This is a genomic window from Roseiconus nitratireducens, from assembly GCF_008629675.1.
In the GTDB taxonomy this organism is placed as follows: domain Bacteria; phylum Planctomycetota; class Planctomycetia; order Pirellulales; family Pirellulaceae; genus Stieleria; species Stieleria nitratireducens.
Window position 1 is genome coordinate 26,277 of the sequence record NZ_VWOX01000001.1, and the last position, 14,812, is coordinate 41,088.

14 protein-coding genes are annotated in these 14,812 nt (G+C 61.6%); 9 read left to right on the plus strand and 5 right to left on the minus strand.

Annotation, left to right across the window (positions count from 1 at the left end):
* Positions 1–8: 8 nt before the first annotated feature.
* Entirely contained in the window at positions 9–1,682 is a 1,674-nt protein-coding gene (locus FYK55_RS00105; RefSeq protein ID WP_235908306.1) for a DUF6798 domain-containing protein, read from the plus strand.
* Between the two features lie 131 nt (positions 1,683–1,813).
* On the opposite strand, the gene FYK55_RS00110 is transcribed toward FYK55_RS00105, so the two are convergent.
* The gene (locus tag FYK55_RS00110) at positions 1,814–2,332 is read right to left on the minus strand and encodes a hypothetical protein (protein ID WP_150073979.1); all 519 of its coding nucleotides are present in this window, start codon (positions 2,330–2,332) and stop codon (positions 1,814–1,816) included.
* Positions 2,333–2,407: 75 nt separating this feature from the next.
* On the opposite strand from FYK55_RS00110, the gene FYK55_RS00115 reads away from it, so the two are divergent.
* The 6 genes from FYK55_RS00115 (at position 2,408) to FYK55_RS00140 (ending at position 9,171) form a co-directional block, all read left to right on the plus strand.
* A complete protein-coding gene (locus FYK55_RS00115; protein WP_150073980.1) occupies positions 2,408–2,992 on the plus strand; it encodes a hypothetical protein in 585 nt (194 codons plus the stop codon).
* A 472-nt stretch (positions 2,993–3,464) separates the two neighbouring features.
* The gene (locus tag FYK55_RS00120) at positions 3,465–4,172 is read left to right on the plus strand and encodes a sigma-70 family RNA polymerase sigma factor (RefSeq protein WP_150073981.1); all 708 of its coding nucleotides are present in this window, start codon (positions 3,465–3,467) and stop codon (positions 4,170–4,172) included.
* Positions 4,169–7,006, plus strand: coding sequence for a serine/threonine-protein kinase (locus FYK55_RS00125; protein WP_150073982.1), 2,838 nt, complete (start codon positions 4,169–4,171; stop codon positions 7,004–7,006). Before FYK55_RS00120 ends, FYK55_RS00125 begins: the two co-directional genes overlap by 4 nt.
* A 217-nt stretch (positions 7,007–7,223) precedes the next feature.
* A complete protein-coding gene (locus FYK55_RS00130; RefSeq protein ID WP_150073983.1) occupies positions 7,224–8,147 on the plus strand; it encodes a universal stress protein in 924 nt (307 codons plus the stop codon).
* Between the two features lie 35 nt (positions 8,148–8,182).
* The gene (locus FYK55_RS00135) at positions 8,183–8,710 is read left to right on the plus strand and encodes a hypothetical protein (RefSeq protein WP_150073984.1); all 528 of its coding nucleotides are present in this window, start codon (positions 8,183–8,185) and stop codon (positions 8,708–8,710) included.
* Positions 8,707–9,171 carry a CBS domain-containing protein gene (locus FYK55_RS00140; protein ID WP_161604213.1) on the plus strand — a complete coding sequence of 155 codons (465 nt, stop codon included), beginning with the start codon at positions 8,707–8,709 and terminating at the stop codon, positions 9,169–9,171. The genes FYK55_RS00135 and FYK55_RS00140 overlap by 4 nt, the downstream gene beginning before the upstream one ends.
* 61 nt (positions 9,172–9,232) lie before the next feature.
* On the opposite strand, the gene FYK55_RS00145 is transcribed toward FYK55_RS00140, so the two are convergent.
* Both FYK55_RS00145 and FYK55_RS00150 read right to left on the minus strand, forming a co-directional pair.
* A complete protein-coding gene (locus tag FYK55_RS00145; RefSeq protein WP_150073986.1) occupies positions 9,233–9,727 on the minus strand; it encodes a methyltransferase family protein in 495 nt (164 codons plus the stop codon).
* Between the two features lie 27 nt (positions 9,728–9,754).
* Complete coding sequence (locus FYK55_RS00150; protein ID WP_150073987.1) at positions 9,755–10,486, minus strand: class I SAM-dependent methyltransferase; 732 nt, start codon at positions 10,484–10,486, stop codon at positions 9,755–9,757.
* 190 nt (positions 10,487–10,676) lie between these two features.
* On the opposite strand from FYK55_RS00150, the gene FYK55_RS00155 reads away from it, so the two are divergent.
* Positions 10,677–11,702 (plus strand): universal stress protein, encoded by a 1,026-nt coding sequence (locus tag FYK55_RS00155; RefSeq protein ID WP_161604214.1) that lies wholly within the window; start codon positions 10,677–10,679, stop codon positions 11,700–11,702.
* Between the two features lie 140 nt (positions 11,703–11,842).
* Here FYK55_RS00155 and FYK55_RS00160 read toward each other — a convergent pair whose 3' ends face one another.
* Positions 11,843–12,826 (minus strand): sodium:calcium antiporter, encoded by a 984-nt coding sequence (locus FYK55_RS00160; protein WP_161604215.1) that lies wholly within the window; start codon positions 12,824–12,826, stop codon positions 11,843–11,845.
* Between the two features lie 165 nt (positions 12,827–12,991).
* Between FYK55_RS00160 and FYK55_RS00165 the strand changes: the two genes are divergently transcribed.
* Complete coding sequence (locus tag FYK55_RS00165; RefSeq protein ID WP_161604216.1) at positions 12,992–13,906, plus strand: DUF72 domain-containing protein; 915 nt, start codon at positions 12,992–12,994, stop codon at positions 13,904–13,906.
* 44 nt (positions 13,907–13,950) lie between these two features.
* Here the strand turns inward: FYK55_RS00165 and thiD are convergent, their stop codons facing one another.
* Positions 13,951–14,733, minus strand: coding sequence for a bifunctional hydroxymethylpyrimidine kinase/phosphomethylpyrimidine kinase (gene thiD / locus FYK55_RS00170; protein WP_150073991.1), 783 nt, complete (start codon positions 14,731–14,733; stop codon positions 13,951–13,953).
* Positions 14,734–14,812: the final 79 nt, after the last annotated feature.

Consider the following 14,812-nt stretch of genomic DNA (forward strand, 5'->3'; position numbering starts at 1 on the left):
GTTGCCACGTGCCCGCCCCGTCCTCCGCATCCGAATCCGTCGCATCCCCCGTGAGTTGGGGCGCGTGTGCCGAGTGGGGTGCCCTGATCGCTGTGTTCTTTTTGTATGCCGGTGATCCCGTCCCCGCCGTCAACGAAGCCCACTATTTGGTCAAGGCAAAGAACTTTTGGGATCCCGCGTGGTGTTCCAACGACCTCTTGGCGGCGTCGGGAAAAGCTCACGTGACCTACTACGTGACGTTCGGATGGCTGACCCGATTCTGCTCGCTGGCGACGACCGCCTGGATCGGACGTCTGGTCGGATGGGCATTGATCGCGTTGGGGCTGCAGCGTTGTTGTCGTGCATTGCGGCTGCCAAGGTTCTATTCGCTGGGCGTGGCCGTGCTGTGGATAGCGGGGGTGGAGTACGGGAATCTGGCGGGTGAATGGGTGATCGGGGGGATCGAGGCCAAGGTGCCCGCCTATGGGCTGGTGTTGATCGGAATGTCCGAGGTGATGCGACGCCATTGGTCCCGCGCATGGGTCTGGTTTGGCGCCGCGTCCGCCTTCCACGTGCTGACGGGCGGCTGGGCGGTGGTCGCGGCAATCTTTTCGTTCTTGGTTTGCGAACGCTGGTTGCGACCGAAGGAGGTTCCGCCGAAGCCGTTTTTCACTTGGGGGTTGTGGGTCGGCGGTGCGCTCTCGCTGCTGGGGCTGGCGCCGGCGATCTTGCTGACGATGTCGGCCACCCCGGCGGAGAGTGTGTTGGCGGCCAAAATCTACACGTACGTGCGTTTGCGGCATCACTTGCTGCCCAGTGACTTTCCCTGGTCGTGGTATTTGCGACACGGCGTGCTTGTCGGAATGCTGCTGGTCTGGATGGGGGCGGACCGAAAACTTTTGGCGCGACGCCCGGCCGAATGGATGGCGTTGGGCGCCGTCTTGATCGCGGGCGGTGGTCTGCTGGTGGGGACACTGCAGCCGACGCATCCGGATCTGACCGCGCGGCTGTTGCGCTACTACTGGTTCCGGCTGACCGACGCGCTGGTCCCGCTGGTCGTGGCATTCATCGTGATGCAGAAGTTGGCCGGTGTGAAAGGGAGCCCGGTCGGCGCCGAAGCGGTCGTTCCGGACAGGGCAGCGAAAACTGGCGGTGGAGGTCGCACGCCGGTCGCGGTCGGTGCCGCCGCGTTGACGTTGCTGTTTGGGTTGGGGCTGTTCGGCTGGTCCTCCCTGCAGCGTGTGCGACTGGGGTTGCCGCCATCGACCAGCCATCGCCTGTTGGGCATTCATCCCGAGGCAGGCATTGCCGAGCAGCACCGTTCGCACGCCGATTGGGTGGCCGTGTGTGATTGGGTGCGGGTGGCGATGCCCGAAGACGAGGTGTTCTTGACGCCGCGTCATCAACAGACGTTCAAGTGGTACGCGGAGCGCGCCGAAGTCGTCAACTGGAAGGAGGTCCCGCAGGATGCCGTCGCGCTGCTGGAATGGCGGCGACGATTCGAAGAGATCTTTCCCGAGCGTTTGGGAACCACGCGGGTGAGCATCCAATACACCATCCTGAGAGAGATTCGGCAGCGCTACGGGGCACGGTTCATGGTGGTCGATCGTCGTGTCACCGGCCAGCAATTGCCTTTGGTGAAGGTCTACCCGGTGGGATCGCAGACCAATGCCACGTATGCGGTCTATGAATTGCCGTATTGATCCAGCCTCGCGTTGGGATCGATTCCCGGTCTCGCACGCCAATGGCCCGATGGATCAGCCGGTGCCGCATTGGCCGTGCTGGTGCCACGCTGGCACTGGACGTGCCAGCCTGACGTCACTTGTCCGAAGCATCAGGCGGACGGTTGATCCGCCACACGGATCTGCATCCCAATCCGGTCGAGCGCTGCTTGGACGCGTTGGCGAAACGGGGGCACGGGTTCGCCGGCGGTTGCGGGTTCGCCGGCGGTCGCGATGTCGGCCGTCGGCAAGTCCGCGGCAATGCGTTGCAGGTGGTTCTCGGCTCGACGTAGAATGGAGCGATGGTCCTGATCCGAAAGCGGGACGGTGACCATCCGCAACCTGCGGGGCGCATCTGGCGATGTCGGTGCGGTTTGGTCATCGCGTCCGCGTTCCAAACGATGGAGTCGGCCTTGGATCGCGGAATACCGGATTCCGTCGACAAAGGCCCGGCGCAGTCGCCCCCGGTGGTCGAATTGGAACACCGGGTCCTGGTCCCAATACACGCTCATCTGTCCCCGGTCACGAAAACCGATCACGACTTCGCATCGATCGATCCGCCATCGACCTCGGACCAACATTTGGGTCCCGTCGCGCAACAAATCTTCTCTGTCCTGCGTTCGCCTTGCCATGAGTATGTTTCCTGCACTGTTTGCGGTTGCGGACGTTCGGCCCACGCCTCGCTCCGTCTTGGATTGGTAACGCCGATGTCGAACCAACTTCAGATGCAGCCGACGTTTCGGGTCGAGTTGCCCGACGAATTGGAGCAGGTCAAGCGTCGATTGCGTGCGGCCGTCCGATCGCCCGAGCTATCCGAGCACGTGAACTGTGCCGGCTACGTGTTCGACTATCGCATCGAAGCGTCACAGCAGCGATTTTGGTCTCCCCACCTTTCGGTGCAACTCGGCGAAGCGACGGAGCCAGGGACGACGGAAGCATTTTGCCGGTTTTCCCCGCGTCCGGATATTTGGATGATGGTTGCGGCCGTCTACATGGTGGCCGCTTGCTGCCTTTTTGGTGCATTCGTTTTCGGTTCTGCGCAGTGGATGCTCGGTAACACGCCTTGGGCACTGGCAGCGATTCCCGTGGGCCTGTTGGTGATCCTTGCATTGCACGTCGCCAGCCTGGTCGGCCAGCGATTGAGTCAGGATCAGATGGAATTATTGCGGCATCGATGGGAACGCACCCTTGAGATCGCGTTCGCAGATCGAGATCGGGGACCGGGCGAATCGGCACCGGCGGATCCGGGACCGGGAGCCGGGCCGGCGGAAGTGCCTGTTGTGTCCGGTTGAATCTTGGAAGTGTCCGGTTGCGTCTCGGCAGTTTCTCGTTGAGTCCGTGTTCAAGCGGTGCGTCGCGAATCTCGCGGCGTTTTTTTTGAGCGGGTTGGGGTTCACCCGTGGGCGGGTCGTGTTCCTGCTGGACACGTCAAAGTCACCAACCCCTGCTTGCCACTTCGGGTGTTTGTCAACGGATAGTCGTCTGTCAACTTGTTCGCGCAACCCAGTTGGCCCAAGCTTTGCGACCGAGACGGTCGCCGGCACGGCTGGGGGGCAGCACTGCTGGGGCTCTGCATTGTGGGGGCCTGGGCGGTGAGGCGGCACCTGAGAAATCGAGGGACGATTCTTCAGGGTGCAGGTGGCGGGTTGATTGGGGATTTTCGCGAGAGCCCGGCAACCCGTTAGAATGATGCTGGGCGTTGAGGTTTGACGCGCCACCAGTGTTCACAATTTGCGTCGCGCTACCGAGATCGAGAATTCGTCCATGCTTGCCGACGACCGCCCTGAACCGGATCCAGCTCCCGAAAAAGCGGGTGGGGACGATTCTGTCGGTGGAGAGCAGACCGTTCTTTCGCCCGAGCTGCGTCAACGCTTGAATTCAGAACCGGACAAGGTGCTGGCCGACGCATTTCTGGAATACCGGACCTCGTTTCGGTATCTGGTCCTGTTCCGGATGGACCGCCGGTTGTCCAAGCGAATCGATCCGGACGACGTGCTTCAGGAAGCGTTTCTGTCGGCCAAGTCCCGCCTGCCCCACTTTCTTGCAGCCCGAAAGCACACGCTGTTCGCTTGGTTGCGGATGATCGTCGTCCAGACCCTTTGTGACGTTCACCGCCGACATTTAACCGCCGAGCGCCGGTCGGCCGGTCGTGAAGTTCAATTGGGTTCCTCCTCGGTACGTTACCCGCAAACGACATCGCTCTCGCTGGCTGGAAAGTTGGCGGCCGACCAGCCGACACCCAGCGGCGTGGTGATGCGGGAAGAGTCCGTGGCGTTGCTGGAGCGATTGATCGCGACATTGTCCGAGCAAGACCAGGAAGTGATCGCGATGCGACACTTTGAAAACCTGGGCAATCAGCAGGTGGCCGAGGTGTTGATGATCAGCAGCACCGCCGCCAGCAACCGCTACGTCCGCGCCCTGCAGCGGCTCCGCGACGTGCTGGAGCGTGCCGGCCTGGGGATGGCGTCATGACGGCGGATCCTTCCAGCGCGTCCGAGACGGATGTGTTGAAAATCGCCGGGGATCACGACGAAGAACTGCGTGCACTCGCGCCCGTGATGAAGCTGTTGGACCAGGCCCGCGAAGCGATGGTCACGCCGCTGGAGCCATCGCCGACGCCCGCCGACGTCCCACCACCGCCGCGGTTAGGAGATTACGAGTTGCTCTCGCCGATCGGCCGAGGCGGCATGGGCGTGGTGTATGAGGCGCGTCAGTGTTCGTTGGATCGCATCGTGGCGCTGAAAGTTTTGCCCAAGTCCGTGCTGCCGGGGTCGGAGCACGATCTGGTGGCCGAAGACGCGACCGAGCGCAAGGTCGTTCAACGGTTTCATATTGAAGCCCGTGCCGCCGCCCGGTTGCACCATTCCAACATCGTCCCGGTGTACGGCTTTGGGGAGGATGCCGGGTTTTATTTTTTCGTCATGCAACGGATCTACGGCAAGAGCTTGGACCGCTGGTTTGAGCAGCCGGTGGGGCTGGATGTTTCCCTTCCGGTCGATGACCGGACCCGGGTCCGGTTGCTGGCCCACTTCGGCAGGCAAGCCGCATCGGGGCTCGCCTACGCTCACGCCGAGGGGATCCTTCACCGCGACATCAAACCGGCCAATCTGTTGGTCGACCAGGACTTGAACGTCCAGATCGCCGACTTCGGTGTGGCCCGGATCGATGACGCCGACGCCGTGACCCGAACCAGCGACGTCGTGGGAACGTTGCGGTACATGTCGCCGGAACAGTTGGCCGGTGAGAGCTGTCCCCAAAGCGACGTGTACAGTTTGGGTGTGACGTTGTATGAGCTGGCCACCGGGGTTCCCGCGGTCAATGAAGCGTCGGTGCGGCAAGCGATTCTGTTGCAAAAGATGCCCACCGGACCAGTCCCACTGTCGAAGTGCGCGCCCTCTTTGCCGTTGGACCTCAGGACGATCATTGAGAAGGCAATGGCACCGGAGCTGTCCCACCGTTACCCCGATGCCCGCGCCCTTGCGGAGGACCTGAGTCGGTTCAACGAGGGGCGGCCGATTCTGGCGCGGCGTCTGTCCTGGCACGAACGGTCCGCCCGCTGGTTGCGGAAGAACCGGATGGTTTCGACGCTGACGGCCCTGCTGCTAGCCGCGGTCACGCTGACCGCCGTGGTCGCCATCTCCGGCCAGGCACGCATCTCACAGACGCTGGATCAAGAGATGAAGACCTCCAGGTTGGCGACCGACGCGATGCATGAGATCTTCAAGCAGTATTCCACCACCGCCGATTCAATGAGCCTGGATTTCGATGCCGACGACTATTCCGCGCCGCTGACGGACCCGAGAGACGCAGTGCTGTTCGAAGACCTGCTCGAGTACTACAGCGAGTTGGCTGCACAGCCGGGTGGTGGTGAAACGCAAACCGACGGGAATTTGGATGCGGGGCTGGCAAGAGCGCACTTGGGAACGATCCAGCATCAGTTGGGGCGACACGAAGCGGCGCTCCAGTCATTCGAACAGGCTTTGACGGAGATCCCCAGCGATCATCCTTTGTTGCGGGCTCGTGTCCAGAACAAGATCGGGATCACGTTGAAAGACATGGGACGTCTGGAACCCGCCCGGCAAAGTCACAAATCTGCGATCGCGACTTTGCAACCCCTGATCGGACCGGAGGCTTCGCCGCGGGCCCGGTTCGAATTGGCTCGCAGCAAACTTCTGCTTGCCATCCGCGGTCTGCCACGAACCGGGCCCACGGTCTGGCCACCCCCGCGCGCGTTTCGCCCGCCGCTTTCGAAACGTTCGGGCGTCCGCGGTCGCCGTCTGCCTGGGCGAGCGATTTTTATGATGCGGAATTCGGCAACGCCGCTTCCGACCGACGGTCCCTCGTCGCCGGAATTGTTCCGCGAAGCCATGCAGGAGTTGCAGCGTCTGCATCGCGAAGTGCCTGACTCACACGCCGTCACCTTGATGTTGGCCGCGGCCGTGCGAGAAGCGTTGGGCCCTCAGGTTGCCGGACCACAGCAGGATTTCTTGCGCTGGCACTGGGCCGAAGAGGCGCACTGCATCCTGTCCGACCAGATTTGGCAGCGGCGCGGCACCGAGCAGGACGCGGCGTTTCGGTATGAACTGGCGCGTCTGCTGACCAACGTGGATGTGCTTCGACCCATGAATTCGGCTCACCGAAAGGTCGCTCTGCGACGGATCAACGCGGCCCAACCCCATCTGCAATCGCTGGTGGATCGATTCCCGGGAGTCTCTGCCTACGAACGCTTGTCGATCGAGGCGGCCGTCAAAGAGGCGACGCTGCAGTTGGATCTGTTCGACTCGGGCGAACCGACCACCCGCGAGGCCGCCCACGGTGTTCGCGAACGCCTGCAACAGGCCATGCAAAGGCAACAACGGTTGCGGAGGGTCGGAAAAAACAGCGGCGGAGAAGCCCTGTGGTGCACCCTGATCTTGATGCAATTGGGCGACATTCAGGCTCGCGTCGGTGCCAACGACCAGGCGATCCGCTTTTATCAACGGGCAATCCGCCTGCTGCCCATCGATTACCTGGACCAGCCGCCAACCAGATCGGTCGCCGCGGAGTCGCCGCCGATTCGGTCGACGCATTTGGCCGCGGTCCGGCAGGCCGGGTTGGTCTTGCTGGAGCGTTTCCGCTTGGCTGCCAGATCCTCGCATCCGGAATTGGCCCAGAGGGCTCGAGTGTTCGCAGATCGACTGGCGGCCGGCGAGCCGGTTTCGAAGCGGGATCTGCGCGAAGCGATTGGCGATCATCCGGTGGGGCAGCCTACGTCCACCGTGACCTCCGCCACCGCCCCCACCGTGCCCTCCGGACCAACGCCGTGATCCGTCGGTCGCCGGTTCGGCGAGTGATCGGGCAATCGCACACCACCGGCTCTTGAGGTGTGACAGCTGAGGGCGCGTGAGCGAATGTGCACGGGCTGTCCGCGTGGTCCGGCTTGAAATCCGCTAGTGGCGTCAATTTAATCCATCGGCACCCGGTTTGCTTTCCTACGCTGGCAGGAGAACGGCCCCGCGTCCCGACACACGAGGAGGACACAACATGCATAAGGTATTGCTTCCAATCGATGGTTCCGAACCGTCTCTCGAGGCCGCTTGGTTGCTCGCGCACCTGCCGCACCCGGATCGCTTGGATCTGAAGGTGCTCAGCGTGGTGCAGCGTCCGTTCATCCACAGCAGCTACGCTACCGGTGAGCTGCTGGAGAAGGCTTACGAACAGGATCGCGTGTACGCGGCCCAGGCCTACACGAAAGTGGCCGAAATGTTCGAGGGTGCCAACGCCACCTTGGATCACGAGATCTCCGAGGGGCCCGTCGGCGAGGCGATTGTCGACGCCGCCGAGCGGTTCAACGCCGATCTGGTGGTCGTGGGCGCCAAAGGCCATTCGCAGATCGGTCGGATGCTGTTGGGCAGTGTCAGCGACCACGTCGCGACCCACTGCCCCTGCAGCACGCTGGTGGTGCGTCAGACCGGTTTGAAAGGGTCCGACAAGCCGATCAAGGTTTGCATGGCATACGAGGGGATTGATTCGGCGAAAGCTGCCCTTGGCGAGATCTCCGAAATCCCCTGGCGTTCCGGGACCGATTTTCACGTGTTGACCGTCGCCACCTACCTGTCCGACTTCATCGGCGTGGACGGCGCGGCAGCCGATGCCGAGCGAACGCAGCGGTTGGAATCGGATTTGAAGCTCGCCAGTGAGAAGCTTTCCGAGGTCGCGCCGCATGCCAAGACTCATTTGATCCGCAGCGATCATGTGGGCGAAGGCATTGTCGCGTTTGCTGAAGCCAACAACGTCGACCTGTTGGTGGTCGGCGAGTCGCCTCGCAACGCGGTCAATCGGTTTCTGCTTGGCAGCACCTCGCGTTACGTGTTGCGGCATGCTCCCTGTAGCGTCTGGGTCACTCGCAACCGTACCGTCCGGGATGCCCGGTCCGGTGCGGAGTCGCAGCAAACGGTCGCCGGCTGACGGACCCTCGCATTTTCGCATTCAAGGATTGTTTCATGCGTGTTTTCATCGTTCTGATCTGCATCGTCCTTTCGCCGATATCGTTGATTGCCGTTCCGCCGCTGGAGGCATCGGGCCAGGCTGGTTCGGACGCTGCGGCGCCGGTGGCTGCCCAGTCCGATGCCCAGTCCGATGCCCAGTCGGCCGGTGCCGACGCGGAGGGAGACACGACCAGCTACTGGATGGAAAAAAAGATGGGCTACGCGCAGCAGATTTTGCGCAGCCTTGCCACCGGCGATTACGACGCAATCCACAAAGACGCCAAACAATTGCGCACGCTCAGCCGGGTCGAGGGGTTTGTGCGCAGTCGCAACCCGGAGTATCAGGTTCAGCTGAAGATCTTCGAGCGTGTTTGTGACGAATTGGCGCGTCAGTCGGAGCAGGAGAATCTCTCGGGCGTCACGATGGCCTTCAACCAATTGACGGTCAGCTGCGTGGAATGCCACCGTTCGCTACGTGTGACCGATGGGTTGCCGAGCGATCAAAACGACACGGAGGGGAATTCTTTGGAGACGCAGAGATGAACGCGACGGTGACGATCGACGACCACGTCGAGAGCTGGATGAACCGGAAGGTGCACAGCGTTCATCGCGATGCATCGGTTCGCGATGTGCTGGAGATCATGGCGAAGGAAGTCATCGCTTCGGTGCCCGTGGTCGGTGAGAAGGGTGAAGTGGTCGGGATCGTCACGTTGGGGGATTTGGCTCGAGTGGTGTTGTCGACCGAACAGGTGCTCGACAGCGATTTCCCGCACTACGAAGACTGCTTCTGGGCCGTCGATCTCTTTCAACGGCGGCTCGGTAGCGATCCGGTGTTGAACGTGATGAGTGAGAACGTGACGTGCGTTCGTCCCGATCAATCGATGCGAGAAGCCGCATTGATCATGATCCGAGACCGCATCCGGCACCTGGCGGTGGTGGACGAACGGGGGTTGGTCGGAATGCTGGCCGCCATCGACTTCGTCCGGCTGATCGCCAAGGTCTAACGGGTTCTCAGTCCGTCTTTTCGATGCCAGCGCGGCTAAACCACTCGCTCGAGTGGTCCACTCAGTCAGCAGCATCATCGCCTTTGCCAGCGAGTTTGCCCTCAAGCGTCGAGGCAGACAGACCGCGGAATGTTCGCGGCAGAAACCCGCCGACGTACCGTTGATAGTTCGCATAGGTGGAGAAACGGGTTCGCAGTTGACTCTCTTCGGCGGCGGCCTTTCGCAACAGCACGGCGACCAGCGTCAGCCATGCCGCCACCCGCCACCACGCCCAAGGGGCTGGCAGCAGCGCGGCTGTGCTTAACAGCAAGCCGACATACATCGGGTGCCGGACCCAGCGATACGGTCCGGCGGTCACAAGCCGGGCATCCCGGTCAAGATCGGTGTGGACGCGAATGTTGCGAAGGCCCATGGTCAGCCAGGACCACACCGCCAAGGCAATGCCCGGCGCGGCGGCTGCCAGCGTCAGCATCCAGTGGGACGACAGCTGCGTCGAGAGCACGATGGCGGCCGATAGCACAAACTGCATCACGACCAGAAACCACAGCGGAATCAATGACGGAAGCCTCCCGGAGCACGGCGATCAGTCGGACGAGGTTGGTTTGCGAAATCGCAGGAAGTAGTTTTCCTCAAAGCCCGGGATCTTCACTTCTTCGGCAAACTGGAATCCGGCCTGCATGATCTCCGCGCGGAACACGTCCTTTCCGCCGCGCACATGCCCCAGAATGAATTCTCGGGACTTGCCGGGAATCCGTTCGAAGTCGATCACGACCAGGGTGCCTTCCGGCTTCAAAGCGTTTTCGATGGATTCCAGCGTGGCTTGCGGATGCTCGAAATGGTGGTAGGTGTCGCAGATGAAAACCAAATCCACCGAGTTGGGCGGCAGGCGGATGGAGCGGTCCGAGCCGAGCACGCAGGTGATGTTGGTCACGTCCTGTCTGGCGCCTTGCTCATTGATGTGTTGCAGGAACCGTGGCGAAATGTCGACGGCAAAGACCCAGCCTTCCGGTCCCGCCGCGTCGGAGAACAGGCGGCTGAAAAAGCCCGTCCCGGCCCCCACATCGGCGACGCGATCGCCGGGGCCGACGCCGCACGCCTTGAGCACGGCGTCGCGGGCGGCAAACACTTCCCGGCTTTCGATTTCAAATCGTTCGACCCACTCTTGAATATCCAGTTGCGGATCGACAAATTTCTCATTGATACCCTCGGGGACTTCGACCGTTTGCGGCGCTGCTTCGACCGCCTCTTGAGCAAAAACAAGTGGACCCGGGCAACACAGCAACAGGCCGCAGGCGAACGATCGGATCGGAGACATCGGTGGGGATCCTCGGGAGTGGAGAAAGAAAGCTGCCAACAAGCGGTCGACCAGAATAGCGTACAATTGATCCCGACGCTCTGAAGATGTGGCGGCAGATTTCCGGCTGGCCGGTTGCCGCCCCAAGTTCGCGTTGGCACAAGCGCTGCTATTGATGTCGGAGAGGCCGATAGCGTGCGATTCTGTCGCGATGACGATCGGCGTCCGAGGTTCGCGTGTCCAGGAATACGACCGCGCCGGAGCCTTCCCCCTGCCGGAGATCACGATGAAAGTTTTGCTCGCCACTGACCGGTCCGATCAAGCAGCTGCCGCCGCGAAGTTTTTGATGTCGCTGCGTTTCAAGGAACCGATGGAATTGACCATCGTCACCGCCTTGGGCGACCCCTACGGATCCAATCCGGATTCGACGCAGCATTGGTTCCCCGAGCTGCTCAAGCAGGAACGTGCCCGCATGGAACAACACCAGCACGACCTGAGCAAGCTGATGTCGCCTCGATGCCGGAGCATTGAAACGGTGTGTCGCGCCGGGCACCCGGTCAAGATCATTTTGGCCGAGGCGCAGAAGGGGGGCCACGACCTGATCGTCATGGGGGCGATCGGTCATTCGTTGATCGGACGACTGCTGGTCGGCAGCGTTTCCGACAACGTGGCGACACACGCAAAGTGTTCGGTGTTGATCGTGCGTCCCGGCGAGACGTCCGGTGAAAAGGGCGCGGAAGAATCTCACACCGGCACGCGAATTTCTATCGGCTATGACCGATCCAAGGCTTCGCGTCAGGCCGTTCAGGAAATGTTGGATTTGCAGTGGGAACCGGATACCGAGGTCAAATTGATTGGCGTCGCGCCGATCTACGACTACCTGCTGGGAAATGGGCTTTCCACCGCGGCGGTCGTCAACGAGGAAGAGGTGTTTCGGGAAATGCAGACCGCCGGCGAAAACATGCGCGACGAAATCATCGAAACGCTGCCGAATGTGAAATCCGTCGTCAAGCACGATCAGCGCGTCGGTGATGCCATTGTTGAGGAAGCCGCCAAGAATCACAGCGACCTGATCGTGGTCGGGGATTCCGGGCACAGCATGCTGGACGATTTGCTGCTGGGAAGCACGACCAAGTACGTCCTCCGACACGCGCGTTGCAGCGTGTGGATCTCGCGGCACCATCGACGGGTCGACGCGGGAGCTGAATCCACGGCCACGTCCAACGCGTCGGCTTGATCGTCACGGCGTGGCTCCAGAGCGGCGGTGATCAGCGGGACAGCTTCACTTTCATCACAAACACCGAGATTGGCAGTGCAACGAGCGGCAAGGCTCTGCCCGCCGGCGCAACGCGGCTCACGCAAAGTGACGCTGTCCAGTTAGATAGCGTACAGGAAGTAAAAGAACATCAGCGAGCTGCCGATCACCGCGATCGCGTCGGGTTCCAAATACCACAATCGCTTCTCCACGCGATACAGGATTCCCATCAACGCGATCGTGGTGGTGATGATCACACCCAGGGCGGCTAACGCGTGCACCGGCATCAATTCGGCGTACAGCGGGCGCGGGTGAACGATGTCGACAGCCACCAGGATCAACAGGTTGAAGGCGTTGCTGCCCAAGATGTTGCCGATTGCCAAATCGTGCGCATCCATCCGCGACGCTTCCGCGGTCGTGACGACCTCTGGCAGCGACGTGACCAATGCCAGAAAGACCGCGCCAAAGAACGTCCCGGTCAGTCCCAAAGCAACCGACATCCGCTCGGAGGTGGACGCCAGCGGCGGCGCCAGCAGGAAGATGCCGATCGTGGAGGAAACGTACAGGATCAGGGGACGCATCCGCGGAACGTTCACCGCAGGCGGTGCCGATTCGATGAATTCCGCTGCCGTGGCCACGCGGCGATCCAGAAACACCATCCGGAAAGTCATCAGGTAGGCCAGCACCAAGACCAGGCTCCCCGTGCCGATCCGCCACAAACCGGCGGGCCGGAGAGGCAAGAGAATCGCAACCGCAACAATTCCTGCTAGCAGCACCGAAGAAAGGGAGGCCAGAGCGTGGGCCGCCGCCTGACGCGAGAGCATCCGGATCTTTGAACGTCGCGACAGATCGATCGCCGCCAGGATCAGCAGGTTCATCAGGCAACTTCCCAGCAGGCTGCCCACCGCCATGTCGACCGAACCCTGGTAGGCAACCTGGCAGCTGACAACCAATTCCGGCAGGCTGGTTGCGACGGCAAGCATCAGAAAGCCGGTCAGTGAACGCTCCAGCCGCAAGGCTTCACCCAGGCGATCAGACGCCCGGGCTAAGACCACACCGACCACGCCCACCGCGGCAGCAATCAGCGAGAACCAAACAAAGATCATGAGTGTCGTCACGCCCCGAGTGCCAGCAGATGATGATACGTTCCGATCCATCGGTGAGGGCCGCCGATCCCGGCGGCGAGCGGTTCCCCCTACCCTATCATGTGCCGATGGAATTGTCCGCTCGGGGCGGCCTGGTCAATGTTTGAACCCGCGGGATGCAAGCGAGTGAATTTGCCCAGTCAGTCGAGTCCTGAGTTGCCGCTGCGAATGGGCTGTCCGGTCTGGAACTGTGGCGGTTGGCTGGGGCGTGTCTACCCGCGAGGGACTCCCAAGGCCAAATGGCTAGCGTGGTATTCACGCATGTTCAACAGCGTTGAAGCCAACAGCACGTTTTACGGATTGCCTTCGTTGGAAACGGCGCAGCGGTGGGCGGAGGAAACAGCCGACGGGTTTTCATTTTCCCTGAAAGTTCCTCGGGTGATTTCTCACGAACGTGCACTGAGAGACTGTCAGCCGGAACTGGATGCTTTCCTGCAGTTCGCGTCCGTTCTCCGCGAGGCCGGCAAGCTTGGAACTTCCTTTCTGCAGCTGTCCCCTCGTTTTGCGCCGGACGCGTACGGAACCTTGGAAGCATTCTTGGACCGCTTGCCTGCGGACTTTCCCTGGGCGGTTGAAGTCCGTCACCACGGCTGGTTTGATCAGGCGGAGCAAGAACATCGATTGAACCATGCACTGCGGAAACGCGGAATCGACAAAGTGATTTTCGATTCGCGTGCCCTGTTCCAATCAGAACCGGAGGATGCCGCCGAGCAGGCTTCTCAGCGGCGAAAGCCTCGCACTCCCGTTCGACAGACCGTCACCGCGACGGCTCCCATGCTTCGGCTGGTCGGTCGCAATCGATTGGAACTGGTCGAACGCTTCGTCCAGCAGTGGGTTCCCATCGCGACGGGCTGGGTGGAAAAAGGTCTGCGACCGACGATCTTCACTCACACGCCAGATGACGTCTTTGCGCCGGAAATGGCACGGCTGTTCTGGAATCGCTGCTGTGAATCGGCGGAGGTCGCCGGGGCTCAGAACTGGTCGCCGGATGCCCTGCCGACCCTTTCGCCACCGGCGCGACAATTGGATCTGTTTGATTGACCCGACGGGACGACGCAACGAGCGCCGGCAAACAACGACGAGCGCTACTTGACGGGGGTGTTCAGGTTCACCGGGCCACGGCCGCGGCCCAGATGCGGCGCCGAACTGATGGCGTCGGAAATGAAGGCCTTGGCACCCGAGACCGCCGGAAGCAACGCCTCACCACGGGCCAGACGGGCGGTGATGGCTGCCGACAGGACGCATCCCGATCCGTGCGTTTGGTCGGTCTCCGTTCTGGGTGAAGAGAACTTGTAGCAACCGGTGGGCATCACCAGCACGTCCACGGCGTCCCCGCTTCCGGCGCCTCCTTTGACGAGCACGTTCTCGGGGCCGCGGGATGCCAGTTCCCGCGCCGCTCGCTCTTGGGAATCAACGTCCGTGATGGCAACTCCCGAGAGTTGGGTCGCTTCGTGAACATTGGGCGTCAATAGAAACGCCTGTGGCAGCAGTTCGGCTTGCATCGTCGCAATCGCTCCGTCATCCAACAGCGAGTCACCGTGCTTGCTGATCATGACCGGGTCGACAACCAAGGGGAAATCGAAGTCGCGAACCTGTTCCGCTACCGCGGCGATGATTTCCGCACTTCCCAACGCGCCGGTTTTTGCTGCCGCCGGTTTCAGGTCTTCGGTGACGGCACGCAACTGTTCGACAATCAGCTCGCGATCGAGCAGTTCGACCCGCGAGACACGAAGCGTGTTTTGCACGGTGATCAGCGTCAAAACGCTGGTCCCGAAGACGTTGTGTTGCTGAAAGGTTTTCAAATCCGCTTGAACGCCGGCACCGCCGGAGGGATCCGATCCGGCAATGGTCATGGCAATTGGCGTCATTCACGTTCCTGCAGGCAAAAAGGGACGGGGGAACGGTTGGCAATCCGTTGATTCTTGGTCCGGGTGTTCGGCAACGTGG

Coding starts and splice junctions, on each gene's coding strand:
- FYK55_RS00110 (WP_150073979.1), bottom strand. CDS start 2,332: ATGGCAAGGCGAACGCAGGACAGAGAAGATTTGTTGCGCGACGGGACC.
- FYK55_RS00115 (WP_150073980.1), top strand. CDS start 2,408: ATGTCGAACCAACTTCAGATGCAGCCGACGTTTCGGGTCGAGTTGCCC.
- FYK55_RS00120 (WP_150073981.1), top strand. CDS start 3,465: ATGCTTGCCGACGACCGCCCTGAACCGGATCCAGCTCCCGAAAAAGCG.
- FYK55_RS00125 (WP_150073982.1), top strand. CDS start 4,169: ATGACGGCGGATCCTTCCAGCGCGTCCGAGACGGATGTGTTGAAAATC.
- FYK55_RS00130 (WP_150073983.1), top strand. CDS start 7,224: ATGCATAAGGTATTGCTTCCAATCGATGGTTCCGAACCGTCTCTCGAG.
- FYK55_RS00135 (WP_150073984.1), top strand. CDS start 8,183: ATGCGTGTTTTCATCGTTCTGATCTGCATCGTCCTTTCGCCGATATCG.
- FYK55_RS00140 (WP_161604213.1), top strand. CDS start 8,707: ATGAACGCGACGGTGACGATCGACGACCACGTCGAGAGCTGGATGAAC.
- FYK55_RS00150 (WP_150073987.1), bottom strand. CDS start 10,486: ATGTCTCCGATCCGATCGTTCGCCTGCGGCCTGTTGCTGTGTTGCCCG.
- FYK55_RS00155 (WP_161604214.1), top strand. CDS start 10,677: ATGACGATCGGCGTCCGAGGTTCGCGTGTCCAGGAATACGACCGCGCC.
- FYK55_RS00160 (WP_161604215.1), bottom strand. CDS start 12,826: ATGATCTTTGTTTGGTTCTCGCTGATTGCTGCCGCGGTGGGCGTGGTC.
- thiD (WP_150073991.1), bottom strand. CDS start 14,733: ATGACGCCAATTGCCATGACCATTGCCGGATCGGATCCCTCCGGCGGT.